At 68.5% G+C, this 13596-nt stretch carries 12 protein-coding genes; 10 read left to right on the top strand and 2 right to left on the bottom strand.

The features are described from left to right. Positions 1–249 precede the first annotated feature (249 nt). The 6 genes from TSB10P1A_RS12065 to TSB10P1A_RS12040 all read left to right on the top strand — a co-directional run bounded on the left by TSB10P1A_RS12065 (position 250) and on the right by TSB10P1A_RS12040 (position 5907). The gene (locus tag TSB10P1A_RS12065; RefSeq protein WP_186388174.1) at positions 250–1314 is read left to right on the top strand and encodes a LacI family DNA-binding transcriptional regulator; all 1065 of its coding nucleotides are present in this window, start codon (positions 250–252) and stop codon (positions 1312–1314) included. Positions 1315–1378: 64 nt separating this feature from the next. Beyond that, the gene (locus TSB10P1A_RS12060; RefSeq protein WP_186388173.1) at positions 1379–2341 is read left to right on the top strand and encodes an ABC transporter substrate-binding protein; all 963 of its coding nucleotides are present in this window, start codon (positions 1379–1381) and stop codon (positions 2339–2341) included. A 104-nt stretch (positions 2342–2445) separates the two neighbouring features. After that, the gene (locus TSB10P1A_RS12055; RefSeq protein WP_186388172.1) at positions 2446–3249 is read left to right on the top strand and encodes an ABC transporter permease; all 804 of its coding nucleotides are present in this window, start codon (positions 2446–2448) and stop codon (positions 3247–3249) included. Between the two features lie 4 nt (positions 3250–3253). Continuing rightward, positions 3254–4045: an ABC transporter permease gene (locus TSB10P1A_RS12050; protein WP_186388171.1), complete on the top strand. Its 792-nt coding sequence runs from the start codon at positions 3254–3256 to the stop codon at positions 4043–4045. Further along, positions 4042–5070: an ABC transporter ATP-binding protein gene (locus TSB10P1A_RS12045; protein WP_186388170.1), complete on the top strand. Its 1029-nt coding sequence runs from the start codon at positions 4042–4044 to the stop codon at positions 5068–5070. The genes TSB10P1A_RS12050 and TSB10P1A_RS12045 overlap by 4 nt, the downstream gene beginning before the upstream one ends. Positions 5071–5097: 27 nt before the next feature. Further along, positions 5098–5907 (top strand): phosphodiesterase, encoded by an 810-nt coding sequence (locus TSB10P1A_RS12040; RefSeq protein ID WP_186388169.1) that lies wholly within the window; start codon positions 5098–5100, stop codon positions 5905–5907. Between the two features lie 10 nt (positions 5908–5917). Here the strand turns inward: TSB10P1A_RS12040 and TSB10P1A_RS12035 are convergent, their stop codons facing one another. Both TSB10P1A_RS12035 and TSB10P1A_RS12030 read right to left on the bottom strand, forming a co-directional pair. Then, a complete protein-coding gene (locus tag TSB10P1A_RS12035) occupies positions 5918–7405 on the bottom strand; it encodes an aldehyde dehydrogenase family protein (protein WP_186388168.1) in 1488 nt (495 codons plus the stop codon). 2 nt (positions 7406–7407) lie between these two features. Then, on the bottom strand, positions 7408–8514 hold the full coding sequence (locus tag TSB10P1A_RS12030) for a mandelate racemase/muconate lactonizing enzyme family protein (RefSeq protein ID WP_186388167.1): 1107 nt from the start codon (positions 8512–8514) through the stop codon (positions 7408–7410). A gap of 154 nt (positions 8515–8668) precedes the next feature. Between TSB10P1A_RS12030 and TSB10P1A_RS12025 the strand changes: the two genes are divergently transcribed. The 4 genes from TSB10P1A_RS12025 to TSB10P1A_RS12010 all read left to right on the top strand — a co-directional run bounded on the left by TSB10P1A_RS12025 (position 8669) and on the right by TSB10P1A_RS12010 (position 13596). Next, the gene (locus TSB10P1A_RS12025) at positions 8669–10147 is read left to right on the top strand and encodes a PLP-dependent aminotransferase family protein (RefSeq protein WP_186388166.1); all 1479 of its coding nucleotides are present in this window, start codon (positions 8669–8671) and stop codon (positions 10145–10147) included. A 145-nt stretch (positions 10148–10292) separates the two neighbouring features. After that, positions 10293–11363: an extracellular solute-binding protein gene (locus TSB10P1A_RS12020; protein ID WP_186388165.1), complete on the top strand. Its 1071-nt coding sequence runs from the start codon at positions 10293–10295 to the stop codon at positions 11361–11363. Positions 11364–11548: 185 nt separating this feature from the next. Then, positions 11549–12727: an ABC transporter ATP-binding protein gene (locus tag TSB10P1A_RS12015; protein WP_186388164.1), complete on the top strand. Its 1179-nt coding sequence runs from the start codon at positions 11549–11551 to the stop codon at positions 12725–12727. After that, positions 12724–13596, top strand: a complete 873-nt coding sequence (locus TSB10P1A_RS12010) for an ABC transporter permease (protein ID WP_186388163.1) — start codon at positions 12724–12726, stop codon at positions 13594–13596. The genes TSB10P1A_RS12015 and TSB10P1A_RS12010 overlap by 4 nt, the downstream gene beginning before the upstream one ends.

Below are 13596 nucleotides of genomic sequence, written 5' to 3'. Positions count from 1 at the left end.
TTTGGCGCCGCAGGCCAGGGTCCTGATCCTAGGCGGGCTCCGGCATCCGCCCTCCGGAAATCCGCCAAGGCCTTGATCGGGCAGGCGCCATCGCCGCGCGGGCGCTTGCCGCGTGCCGCTCTGCCTCTCCCTTGGGCAGGGGCTGCCTTCATCAAACTGACATCGACCCGGTGTAAATGAAAATGGAAACGTTTCCATTTTCGGATTTCGGCGGTATTCTACTGTCCGTAGCCGGCTTGGGAGGGACTGGTGAAAATTCGACCACCGACGATCAAGGATGTGGCAGAGCGCGCCGCTTGCGGCGTCGCGACGGCCAGCCGCGTCCTCAATGGTCGGGGGCCGGCCAGCGAGAAGACGCGCCGGAAGGTGCTTGCCGCCGCCGCCGAACTCGGCTTCGAATTCAGCGATCTCGGGCGCTCGCTGCAGAGCAGCACCACCCGCACCCTCGGCTGCGTCGTGCCCTCGCTCGCCAATCCGGTGTTCGCCGATGTGGTGCAGGCGGCGCAGGCGGAGGCCAACCGCGCCGGCTATCAGCTCATCCTCGCCTGTTCCGACTACGATCCCGAGCTGGAGAGCCGGGCGATTCGCACCCTGCTCGCCAAGCAGGTCGACGGGCTGATCGTCACGGTCAGCAATGTCGAGGACAGCGAGGGGCTGGAGCAGGTGCGGGCGCGGGGCGTGCCCTGCGCGCTGGTCTACAACCGGGCCTGCCGGGGCTTTCCCGCCTGGTCGGTCGACAACCGGGCGGCGGCGGCGAGGGTCGCCGGCGAGTTCGCCGCCCTCGGGCACCGGCATACCGGTTTCCTGGCGCTGGAGTTCGGCCGCTCGGACCGCTCGCGCGAGCGCTTCGAGGGCTTCGCCGAGGCCTGCGCGGCGCTCGGCATGGCGCAGCCGGTGCTCTTGGAGATCGCCGAGCAGGAGGGCCAGCTCCTGGAGCTGCTGCGCGCGCTCTTGTCCGCCAACCGCGACATCACCGGCATTTTCGCCTCGAACGACTATCTGGCGCTCGCGGCCATGCAGGCGGCCCGCGGTCTTGGCAGGCGCATCCCGCAGGATCTGTCGATCGTCGGCTTCGACGGCATCGCGACCGGCCTGATGGTGGAGCCTAACCTTGCCACCGTGGTGACCGATCCGCGGGCGATGGGCGAGGGGGCGGCACGAACCGTCCTGGCGCGGCTTGCCGGCGAGACGCCGCCGGCGGGGCCGGATCCGGCCAGGACTTTCAGTTTCCGGCGGGGCGGCAGTCTGGGGCCGCCGGCGCCGGAGAGTATGGACGGCGGAGAAGCGGCAACTTCTCCGCCGCCGAGACAGTAACCCGAGCTACGTAACCGCAGGAGTCACCACCGTGAAACATATGCTTGTTGCAACCGCAATGACAATGGCCGCCATTTTGCCGGCAAAGGCCGAGGACGCCGTCTGCTACAATTGTCCGCCGCAATGGGCCGACTGGGCCTCGATGCTGAAGGCGATCGACGAGAAGCTCGGCGTCAAGATGCCGCATGACAACAAGAACTCGGGCCAGGCCCTCAGCCAGTTGCTGGCGGAGCGGGCGAGCCCGGTCGCCGACGTCGCCTATTTCGGCGTCACCACCGGCATCAAGGCCGGCAACGAGGGCGTCGTCACGCCGTACAAGCCGGCCGGCTTCGACGAGATCCCCGACGGGCTGAAGGATCCGGAAGGGCGCTGGTTCGCGGTCCACTACGGCACGCTCGGCCTTTTCGTCAATGTCGACGCGCTGGCCGGCGCGCCGGTGCCGCAGTGCTTCGCCGACCTGAAGAAGCCGGAATATCGCGGTATGGTCGGCTATCTCGACCCGTCCTCGGCCTTTGTCGGCTATGCCGGCGCGGTGGCCGTGAACCTTGCCTTCGGCGGCGACCTGACGAATTTCGATCCGGCGATCGAGTTCTTCAAGGAGCTGGCGCAGAACGCGCCGATGGTCCCCAAGCAGACCTCCTTCGCCCGCGTCGTCTCCGGCGAGATCCCGATCCTGTTCGACTACGACTTCAACGCCTATCGCGGCAAATACGAGGAGGACGGCAATTTCGAGTTCGTCCTGCCCTGCGAGGGCTCGGTCCGCGTTCCTTACGTGATGGGCCTGGTCGCCGGCGCGCCGCATGAGGAGACGGGCAAGAAGGTGCTCGACTTCGTCCTCTCCGACGAAGGTCAGGCGATCTGGACCAACGCCTATCTGCAGCCGGCCCGTCCGGTCGAGCTGCCGGCCGAGGTCGCGGCGAAGTTCCTGCCCGCCTCCGATTACGAGCGGGCCGTCGCGGTCGACTATGCCGAGATGGAAAAGGCGCAGGCCATGTTCGGCGAGCGTTACCTGAACGAAGTCAAGTAACGCCGCCGTCCTCCGGGGGCGGGCGCGCCTCGCCGCGCGCCCGCCTTCGCCACAATGCCCACGCCCCGCGGGACCACCCCCGACGAACATGACGAAGGATCGCCATGGCCAACCGGACCTTCATCGGCCTGTGCCTGCTGCCGCTCGCCGTCTTCTCGCTCGCCTTTCTCGCCCTGCCCCTGGTGCGGCTGGTAATGGCCTCGAGCGAGGGGACCGAGGGCTGGGGCATCTATCTGCAGATCCTGCAGACGCCGCGCTATCTCCAGACCCTGCTGCAGACGGTGCTCGTCTCGCTGGCGGTGAGCGTCGTGGCGCTCGCCATCTCGACGACGGCGGGGCTGTTCCTCGCCCGCAACCGCTTCCCCGGCCGCGGCGCGCTGCTGTCGGTGCTGACGCTGCCGCTCGCCTTTCCCGGTGTGGTGGTCGGCTTCCTGATCATCCTGCTGGGCGGACGCCAGGGCCTGTTCAACACGCTGCTGCCGGGCCATGTGGTCTTCGCCTATTCGCTGCTCGGCCTGTTCCTCGGCTATCTCTACTTCTCGATCCCGCGCGTGCTGCTGACGGTGATGGCGGCGACGGAGAAGCTCGATCCGGCGCTGGAGGAAGCCGCGCGCACGCTCGGCGCCTCGCCCTACCGTGTCGTCTTCGACGTGATCCTGCCGGGTCTTGCGCCCTCGCTGGTCGCCGCCGGGGCGATCGCCTTCGCCACCGCCATGGGCGCCTTCGGCACCGCCTTCACGCTGGCGACCGATATCGACGTGCTGCCGATGGTGATCTACACCGAGTTCACCCTGTCGGCGAACATCGCCATGGCGGCGGCCCTGTCCGTGCTGCTCGGCCTTGCCACCTGGGTGCTGTTGCTGCTGGCGCGCAGTTTCGCCGGTGCCACCGTCGCGGCGGGGGGCTGATGCGATGCGCCTGACCCTTCCCCGCCTCCTGCAGCTTGCCGTCACCCTGCTGACGGCGGCCTTCCTCATCGTTCCGGCGATCCAGTCGATCCTTGCCGGTCTCACCGTCAACTATTTCCGCGGCCTGTCCTCGGGCTTCACCCTGCGCTGGGTCGGCGAGGTCTGGCGGCTCTATGCCGACAGTATCCTGCTGTCGATGGGCCTTGCGGTCGCCTGCCTTGGCGTGACGCTGGTGATCGGCGTGCCGGCGGCCTATGCGCTGGCCAAGAACCCCGGCCGCCTGTCGCGCATCCTCGAGGAGTTCATCTCGCTGCCGCTGGCGGTGCCGGGCCTTGCCCTGGCGCTGGCGCTTTTGCAGCTCTACGGCTCGATGACCGGCTTCCGCACCTCCTGGACCTTCATCCTGGTCGGCCACGTGCTCTACACGCTGCCCTTCATGGTGCGCTCGGTGCTGGCCGTGCTGATGGCGATGGACCTGAAATCGCTGGAGGAGAGCGCCGCGACGCTGGGCGCTTCGACGGTGACGCGCTTCCGCACCATCGTCGTGCCCAATGCCATGCCGGGCATTCTCGCCGGCGCGCTGACCGTGGTCACGCTGTCGATCGGCGAGTTCAACCTGACCTGGATGCTGCACACCCCCTATCTGAAGACGCTGCCCGTGGGCCTTGCCGACAGCTACGCCTCGATGCGCCTGGAGATCGCCTCGGCCTACACGCTGGTCTTCTTCGTGATGATCGTGCCGCTGCTGATGGCGATGCAGTGGGCCACCGACAGGGCACAGAGGATTTCCCGATGACGCTGACCATCCGCAACGCCAGCAAGACCTATCCCGACGGCACCCGCGCCCTGCTGCCGACCGACCTCACCGTCGGCGAGGGCGAGATCCTGTCGCTGCTCGGCCCCTCGGGCTGCGGCAAGACCACGCTGCTGCGCATCATCGCCGGGCTGGAGACGCCGGACGCCGGCACGCAAGTGCGCTTCGACGACGAGGACGTGACCCGTCTTGCCGTCGAGCGCCGCAATGTCGGCATGGTGTTCCAGTCCTACGCCCTGTTCCCCAACATGTCGGTCCGGGCCAATATCGGCTACGGCCTCAAGGTGCGGAAGGTGCCGAGGGCCGAGCGCGAGCAGCGCGTCGACGAGGTGCTGGCCCTGTGCCGGCTCGGCGACTATGCCGAGCGGGCGGTCACCGCGCTGTCCGGCGGCCAGCGTCAGCGCGTGGCGCTCGCCCGCGCCATGGCGCCGCGCCCGCGCATCCTGCTGCTCGACGAGCCGCTGTCGGCGCTGGACGCGGCGCTGCGCGACAGCCTGCGCGACGAGCTTGCCGCCATGCTGCGGCAGTTCCGCATCACCGCCGTCTTCGTCACCCATGACCAGGCCGAGGCGCTGGCGATCGCCGACCGCATCGCCGTCATGTCGCAGGGGGTGATGCAGCAGGTCGGCCGGCCGGAGGAGCTCTACCGCGAGCCGGTCTCGTCCTTCGTCGCCCGCTTCATCGGCAATGCGATGCCGCTCCCCGGTACCATCGCCGACGGCCACCTGATCCTGCCCGGCGGCCGCCTGCCGCTTGCGGCCGGCACCTCCGACGCCGAGGTCTTCGTGCGCGCCGAGGACGTGCATCTCGACGAGGCGGGCCCGCTGTCGGGCACGGTCGAGACCGTCGCCTTTTCCGGCGGCCACTACCGCATCGGCCTTGCCGGCGTCACGGGCGAGACGCTGTTCGCCACCCATCCGGGCCGGCAGGCGCCGCGTCCGGGCGACAGCGTGCGCCTGCGCATCGATGCCGGCGACCTTCTCGTCCTGCCCCAGGACCGCTCGTAACTCCCAGCTCAGGGCCTTGTTTTTCGCATGACCAAGATCATCCAGATTTCAGACATCCATATCGTTCCGGAAGGCCAGCTCGCCTATGAGAAGGTCGACACCGCCGCAGCGCTCGCCGAGACGGTCGCCACCATCAACCGCTGGCTGCCGGCCATCGGCCCGGTCGACATGGTCATCGTCACCGGCGACGTGACCGAGCACGGCACGGGTGAGGAGTACCGCCGCTTCCAGGAGATCATGGCGCCGCTGCACCTGCCCTGGCGCGCGGTGCCGGGCAATCACGATGCCCGCGAGCCGATGCGCGAGAGCCTTGCCGCCAGCGGCTGGATGCCGGCGGGCGGGCCCATCGACTGGGAGGCCGAGTTCGACGATCTCGCGGTGATCTGCCTCGACACGCTGGTCGAGGGGCGGCCGCATGGGGCGCTGGCGGCGGAGAGCCTCGCCCGCCTGTCGGCGCGTCTCGCCAGCCTCGGCGACAAGCCGGTACTGCTCGGCCTGCACCATCCGCCGATCGCCTCGGGCATCGCCGCGATGGACGCCAACAACCTGCACAATGCGCGCGAGTTGCGGGCCGCGATCGCCGGCTATCGCGGTGAGGTGCGCATCGTCTGCGGTCACCTGCACCGGTCCATCGCCGGTCTTGTCGACGGGCGCATCTGCCAGGTCTGCCCCGGCACTTCGCATGCGGTGACGCTGGACCAGCGCGCCGATGCCGGCAACAGCCTGACGGTGGAGCCGGGCGCGATGATGCTGCACGAGCTGCGCGGCGGCGTTCTGCTCAGCCACTGGATCCCGGTCGGCCGCTTCGACGGACCCTACCCGTTCCTCGGCGTCTGAGCTGCAAGGCTCACAGCCTCGCGGCGACGCTCTTGGTCCGGCAATAGCCGAGGAGGCCCTCCAGCCCCTTCTCGCGGCCGAAGCCGGAGAGCTTGGTGCCGCCGAACGGCACCTCGATGCCGCCGGCGAAATACTCGTTGATATAGACCTGGCCCGCGTCGAGCCGGCGGGCCAGGCGATGCGCCGTGCCGTGGTCGCGGGTGTAGATGCCGGCGACGAGGCCGAAGGGCGTGCCGTTGGCGAGCTCCAGCGCGTGGTCGGCATCGTCCGCCAGTTGCACGGTCAGCACCGGGCCGAAGATCTCCTCCTGCACCAGTTCGTCGGCGGCGGGGCGGTCCGCGACGATGGTCGGCTCGAAGAACCAGCCCTTGCCGGTCTGCGGATCGGTGGCGGTGCCGCCGCCGGTCAGGATCTCGGCTCCGCGCGCCCGTGCCCGGTCGAGGAAACCGGCGATCTTGGCAAGGTGCTCGGCCGAGTTGACCGGCCCCATGTCCGGGTTGCGTAAGCCGTGGCCCAGCGTCAGCCGGCGCGTGCGCGCGACGAGTTCCGCAAGGAAGCCGTCGGCGATGCCGCGCTGGATCACGAGGCGCGAGCCGGCCGAACAGATCTGCCCGGCATTCTCGAAGATCGCGCCCATCACCCCGTCCAGCGCCTGCTCGCGGTCGCAGTCGTCCAGCACGATCACCGGCGACTTGCCGCCGAGTTCAAGCACCACCCGGGTGACGTGATCGGCGGCCGATTTCATCACGTTCTTTCCGGTCGCGACCGAGCCGGTGAAGGTGATGTGATCGACCAGCGGGTGGGCGACCAGCGGTGCCCCGGCCTCCGCGCCGGTGCCGGTGACGACGTTGCAGACGCCGGCGGGCAGGCCGGCGCGGGTCAGGATATCGGCCAGCATCAGCGCGGTGAAGGGCGTCTGCTCCGCCGGCTTGGCGACCACCGTGCAACCGGCGGCAAGGGCGGGGGCGAACCCGCGCGCGGCCGTCGACAGCGGATAGTTCCAGGGGATGATATGGGCGGCGACGCCGACCGGCTCGGCCAGCGAATAGCCGAGATAGTCGGGCCCGAGCGGGAAGCTGCGCCCCTCCAGCTTGTCGCAGGCGCCGGCGTAATATTCGAAGGCGCGTGCGGCCCCGCGCACATCGCCCTCGGCCTCGCTGAGCCGCTTGCCGCTGTCGAGGCATTCGGCGATGGCGAGCCGTTCGCCCTCGGCGAGGATCATCTGCGCGGCGCGCGCCAGGATGCGGCCGCGCGCGGCCGGGGCGGTGTCGCGCCACACGCTCTTGAAGGCGTGGGCGGCGCTTGCCACCGCCGCCTCGACATCCGCCGCATCGCCCCTTGCGAACTCGGCGAAGGCCTCGCCGGTGCCCGGATCGAAGCTCTCCATCCGCCGGCCTGCGCGCGCGGCCTGAAAGCTGCCGTCGAGATAGAGCCCGTCCGGCAGGCCGGGCAGGGTGCCGGTACGCTTCACCTCGCCGAGAAGGTCGCTTGTGGTCATCGTCATGTCTCCAGCCGGCTGTCCTGATAGCTGCTTTTCGCCAGCCATTCGGGAGAGATGTCCGCGCCCCAGCCGGGCGCGTCGGTCACTTCCGCATGGCCCTCGGTGATCGTATAGGGCGAGGCGACGAACAGCCCCTCCTGCCAGGGATAATAGTCCTCGCCCTCGATGGAGAATTCCAGATAGGGGCCGGCATTGGGGATCGCCCGCAGCATATGCATGGTGAACAGCGTAACGAGCGAAAGGTTCGCCGCATGCGGCGTGCAGGGGATGCCGTTCACGGCGGCGATCTCCGCCACTTTCAGCGTGCGCAGCAGCCCGCCGAGATAGCAGATGTCCGGCTGGATGACGTCGACCACATGGCCCTCGATCATCCGCCGCCAGTCGACCAGCGAGCAGTCCTGTTCGCCGCCCGTGACATCGAGATCCAGCGCCTCGCGCACCTGGCGGGTCTGCTCGTAGTTCCAATAGGGGCAGGGCTCCTCGTAGTGGACGACGCCATTGTCCTGAAGCATGTGGCCGACCTCGATGGCACGCGCCGGCGAGAAGCCGGAATTGGCATCGACCAGCAGCGTCGCCCCGTCGCCGAGCGCCTTGCGGATCGTCGGCACGATCTCCTCGGTGCGGCCCGGCCATTCGTCGATGTCGCGGCCGCACTCGGCGCCGACGCGGAACTTGAAGGCATCGAAGCCGAAACGGTCGCGCAGCCGCAGGAACCGCTCGGCCTCGTCGGCGGGGGTGATGTCGCGCTTCATCGACGAGGCATAGGTGCGGATGCGGCCCGGCGTGCCGCCGATCAGCGCGCAGACCGGCTTGCCCTCCAGCTTGCCGCGCAGGTCCCACAGCGCGGTGTCGAGCCCGCCGATGGCGCGCGAGACATAGGAGCCGGGAAACTTGTGCTCGCGCTCGGGGATGATGTCGACAAGGCCGGCAATGTCGAGCGCATCCGCTCCCAGCGCATGCGGGGCGACCTGCCGGTGCAGCACCTGCGCGGTGATGTCGGCATTGTAGGGGGCGACCTGGCCCCAGCCGCTGGCGCCGCTGTCCGTCGTCACCCGCACGAAGCAGACGAAACGGTCGGTGAAACTCTCGATCCTGGCAATCTTCATGGAAGTCCTCGGGGAACGGGCGGCCGGCAGGCGGTCTGTTGCGCCTCGCACTTTATTGTCGATTGGCTTGGAGATAAGGTCCATTTTGAGGATTTGGCCGGTCCAATTTGGCGAGCACGCGCTCGCGGATCGGGTCGCGGAAGAGGACGCGGGCATGAAGACACAGGCGGGAGCGCTGCTCTCCTCGATCCGCATCGACCGCTCGGCCGGGCGCGGGATCAGCGTCCAGCTCTACATGGCGCTGCGCGACATCATCCTCACCGGCGGGGTCAAGGCGGGGGAGCGGCTGCCGGCGAGCCGCACGCTGGCCGCCGAACTCGACCTGTCGCGCACCACGGTGAGCAATGCCATCGACCGGCTGATCGCCGAGGGCCTGCTGGAGGCGCGGGTGGGGGCGGGCACCTATGTGGCGACCGCGCTGCAGGGCCAGCGCGTCGCCCGGCCGGCGGGCAGCGACGAGCGCGGCGTCGTCGCCCAGCCGCGCCTGTCCCATGCCAGCCGCCATGCCACCCGGCATTTCGCCCCGCGCGGCCGCCTGCCGCATCGCATGCTGCCCTTCGTCACGGCGCTGCCGGCGCTCGACGCCTTTCCGATGGCGCATTGGGCACGGCTGTCGGCCCGCCACTGGCGCGCCGAGCGGCAGGAGGTGATGGGCTATGGCGACCCGTTCGGCCTGCCGCGGCTGCGCGCGGCGATCGCCACCCATCTCAACGCGCTGCGCGGCATCAAATGCGATCCGGAGCAGATCTTCGTGGTTGGCGGCGCGCAGCAGGCCTTCTCGCTGATCAGCAGCCTGCTGCTCAATCCGGGCGACCGGGTGTGGTTCGAGAATCCCGGCGCCATCGGCGCGCGCAATGCCCTCGTCGCCAATGGCGCGGATCTGGTGCCGGTCGCCATCGACGACCAGGGGCTGGTGGTCGCCGACGGGCTCGACCGCGCCCCGCATTTCCGCCTTGCCTTCGTCACGCCCTCGCATCAGCAGCCGCTCGGCCATGTGATGAGCCTTGCCCGCCGGCTGGAGCTGTTGCAGGCGGCGGAGGACAGCGACGCGCTGATCGTGGAGGACGATTACGACGGCGAGTTCACTTATTCCAACCCGCCGCAGCCGCCGCTCAAGAGCATCGACACCCAGGAACGGGTGATCTATGTCGGCACCTTCTCCAAGTCGCTGTTTCCCTCGCTGCGCGTCGGCTTCATCCTGTCGCCGAAGGGGCTGGTCGAGACCTTCTCGCAGATGAGCGTCTCCTGGCTCAGCGGCGTGCCGACGGCGCCGCAGGCGATCATCGCGGACTTCATGGAGGAGGGGCTGTTCGCCACGCATATCCGGGCGATGCGGCAGGTCTACGAGGAGCGGCACGCGGCGCTGGTCACAGCCTTCGCGCCGTTTGCCGGCCGGCTCGACGTGCAGCCGACCTCCGGCGGCTTCCACACCATCGGCCTGCTGCCGCCGGGCGCCAGCGAGGAGCGGGCGGTGGCCTTCGCGGGCGCGCGCGGCGTCGTCATGGCGCCGATCGGCCGCTACTGCCTGACGCCGATCGCCGCGCGCGGGGTGGTGCTCGGTTTCGGCAGCGCCACGCCGCTGGAGATCCGCCGCGCGGCCGAGGCGCTGTCGGGGTTTCCGGGCGCCGGATGAGGCGGGGGCGGATCGGCAAATTGGACCTCTCCAAAACTCGATAATGGATATATGACACAGGCCAATACCTCTCTAAGCTTTTTGCCGGTGGCCGAAAAACAGAGGCGGCCTCCGCACCACGCGGTTTCAACGGGAGGTCCTGGACATGCGTTTGAAAGCAACACTGGCGGGGGCGCTGGTCGCCACCCTCGTCTCGGGGGTGGCCAGCGCCGAGACGCTGCGCCTGCTGACCTGGGGATCCTACGCGCCGGAAGAGGTGATCCGGCTGTTCGAGGAGAAATATCCGGACATCAAGGTCGAGGTGACCTTCTCCAACAATGAGGAAATGATCGCCAAGCTGCGGGCGACGGGCGGCGCCGGCTTCGATCTCGCCCAGCCGAGCCATGACCGCATCTATGCGGTGCAGATGGAATACGACATCTACAAGCCGCTTGATCTGTCGAAGATCGACACGTCGAACATGGAGCCGAAGCTGCTCGACGGCGTCAAGGCCAACACCACCATCGACGGCAATGTCTATGCGGTGCCGCATCAGTGGGGCACTTCGGGCCTGATGGTCGACAAGACCAAGGCGCCGGACCTGAAGAGCTGGGCCGACCTGTGCGACCCGCAATACAAGGGCCGGACCTCGATGCGGCTGCGCCGCACCATCCTGCTCGGCACCGCCTTCGCCATGGGCGAGGACCCGTTCGCGACCTATGCGGATCTCGGCAAGTACCAGGAACTGCTCGACAAGGTCGCCGACAAGCTGATCACCTGCAAGGACAACATCAAGGCCTATTGGAAGGGCGGCGACGACCTCTCGGCGATGATGCTGTCGGGCGAGATCGTCGCCTCGGAGACCTGGGACTCGACCGCCTTCAAGCTCTACAGCGAGAACCAGAACATCGTCTTCGTGCCGCCGGAGACCGGCGCGCTCGCCTGGATCGACACGTTCGCGATCCCGCGCAAGGGCGCGGCGGACGAGGCCGCCTACAAGTGGATCAACTTCGTGCTGCAGCCGGAGATCGTGACGATGATGTCGGCCAGCACCGGCGCGCTCGCCTCGATCAAGGGGGCGCAGGAGCTGCTGCCGGCGGACAAGCAGGCGGCGGTGAAGGCGGCGTTCACGCCGGCCGACATCGACAACCTCAAGTTCTTCGCCAACATTCCTCCCGGCGTCGAGGACATGGAAGGCAAGACCCTGGAGAAGATCCAGGCGGCGACGTCCAACTGACGGGGCGCCCTCCGACGTGAGGGCCCGGCCGACGACCGCGATCCGGCGCGCCCGCCGCGCCGGATCCTGCCGGCCGCGCCGAAACGCCTTGCCGGGCCGGTCCCGCCGATCCACCCTGCCGATGATCCGTGGTGCCGCCCCCTCGCGGGTGGCCCGCCCGAGCCCCCGCGAGCGAGCCCCGCGCAATGACAGCCATCCACGACCTCGCCACCAACGACCCTGCCGTCAATGACCTCGCCATCAACGACCTGGAATGTCTCGGCGTCTCCAAGTCCTACGGCTCGGTGCGCGCGGTGCGCGACGTCAGCTTCGAGATCCCCTCGGGCTGCTTCTTCTCGATCCTCGGGCCGTCGGGCTGCGGCAAGACGACGTTGATGCGCATGATCGCCGGCTTCGAGGAACCGTCCGCCGGCGACATCCGCATCAAGGGCAAGTCGGTGCTGAAGACGCCGCCGAACCGGCGCAACGTCAAGATGGTGTTCCAGCACCTGGCGCTGTTCCCGATGATGAATGTCTACGAGAACATCGCCTATGGCCTGCGCTGCCAGCGGGTGGGCAAGGCCGAGATCGACCGCAAGGTCAAGGACGTGCTCCAGCGCATCGCCCTGCCGGACGTGGCGAACCGCGAGATCCACCAGCTTTCCGGCGGCCAGAAGCAGCGCATCGCCATCGCCCGCTGCATGGTGCTCGACCCGGACGTGCTGCTGCTCGACGAGCCGCTCGGCGCGCTCGATCTCAAGCTGCGCGAGGCGATGAAGATCGAGCTGAAGCTGCTGCAGCACCAGTTCAACACCACCTTCATCTACATCACCCACGACCAGTCCGAGGCGCTGGTGATGTCGGACTATGTGGCGATCATGAACAATGGCCGCTTCGACCAGATCGGCACCCCGCAGGCGCTTTACCACAACCCGGACACCGCCTTCGTCGCCGGCTTCGTCGGCGACAGCAACCGCTGGTCCGCCCGCGTGCTGTCGCGCTCCGGCGACGAGGTCAAGGTGGAGACCGGCGACGGGCTGGTGCTGGTCGGCACGGTGGCGGGCCGCGCGCCGCTCGCCGACCATGGCCGGGTGGAGCTCTTCGTGCGGCCCGAATTCGTCCATGCCGAGCGGCTGGCGCAGGCGGGATCGGCGGTCCCGGCCGAGGGCGACAATGTGCTTGAGGGCGCGGTCGACAGCCTGCTGTTCAACGGCGCCAACAGCCGGGTGCTGGTGCGCGGGCCGCGGGACTGCCTGATCGAGGCGGACGTGACCTTGACCGGCGGGGCCGGGGACCTGCGCCCCGGCGAGGCGGTGCGGCTGACCTGGCCGCGCGCCCAGACCCGCTGCTTTGCCGCGGAAGTCGCGGCCGGGGCCTCGGCATGAGCAGCGGCCGCGACATCCGGCGCCTGTCGCTGATCCTGCTGTTCGCGCCCTTCACCCTGTGGATCGTGCTGCTGATCGCGCTGCCGCACATGGGCATGATCGTCCTGTCGCTGCGCGAGAAGGTGGCGCCGCGCGTCTACGAATACGGGCTGGGCAACTACATCGCCTTCGCCCAGGAGCCGATCTACTGGAACACGTTGATGCGCACCGGCTCGATGTCGCTGCTGGTCACCGTGCTGGCGCTGCTGATCGGCTTTCCGGTCGCCTATTACATCGCCAAGATCGCCGGCCACCGCACCCGCGGCGCGCTGTTCCTGATCATCCTCATTCCGCTGTGGGTCAGCGATCTGATCCGTGCCTTCGGCTGGATCCTGCTGCTGCGCGAGACCGGCGTCGTCTCGACGCTGCTGCAATGGAGCGGGCTGGCCGGCGGGCCGGTGGAGTTTCTCTACACCGACGCCACCGTGGTGATGGGCCTCGTCTATACGGTGATCCTGTTCATGATCGTGCCGCTGGTCTCCACCCTCGACGGCATGGACAATGCGATGATCGAGGCCGGTTACAATCTCGGCGGCAGCGGCTTCACCGTGCTGCGGCGGATCATCATTCCTTACGCGATGCCGGGCATCGTCTCGGGCTGCATCGTCACCTTCATGTTGACGGCCGGCAGCTACCTGACGCCGATCCTGCTCGGCGGCAAGAATTCGAGCTGGTTCACCGAGCAGATCTACGACCAGTTCATCACCCGCTACAATTGGGAGTCGGGCGCCGCCTTCGGCTTCCTGCTGCTCGCCTTCACCTCGCTTGTCGTGTGGATCGGGTTGAAGCTCTCCGGCCAGACCCTGGCCAGCACCGTGGCGCGGAGCTGA

Origin of the sequence: Stappia sp. TSB10P1A, from assembly GCF_900185725.1 — a bacterium.
GTDB lineage: Bacteria > Pseudomonadota > Alphaproteobacteria > Rhizobiales > Stappiaceae > Stappia.
Note: the sequence above shows the minus strand (reverse complement) of the source record. Positions and strands in the feature narration are given on the sequence as shown.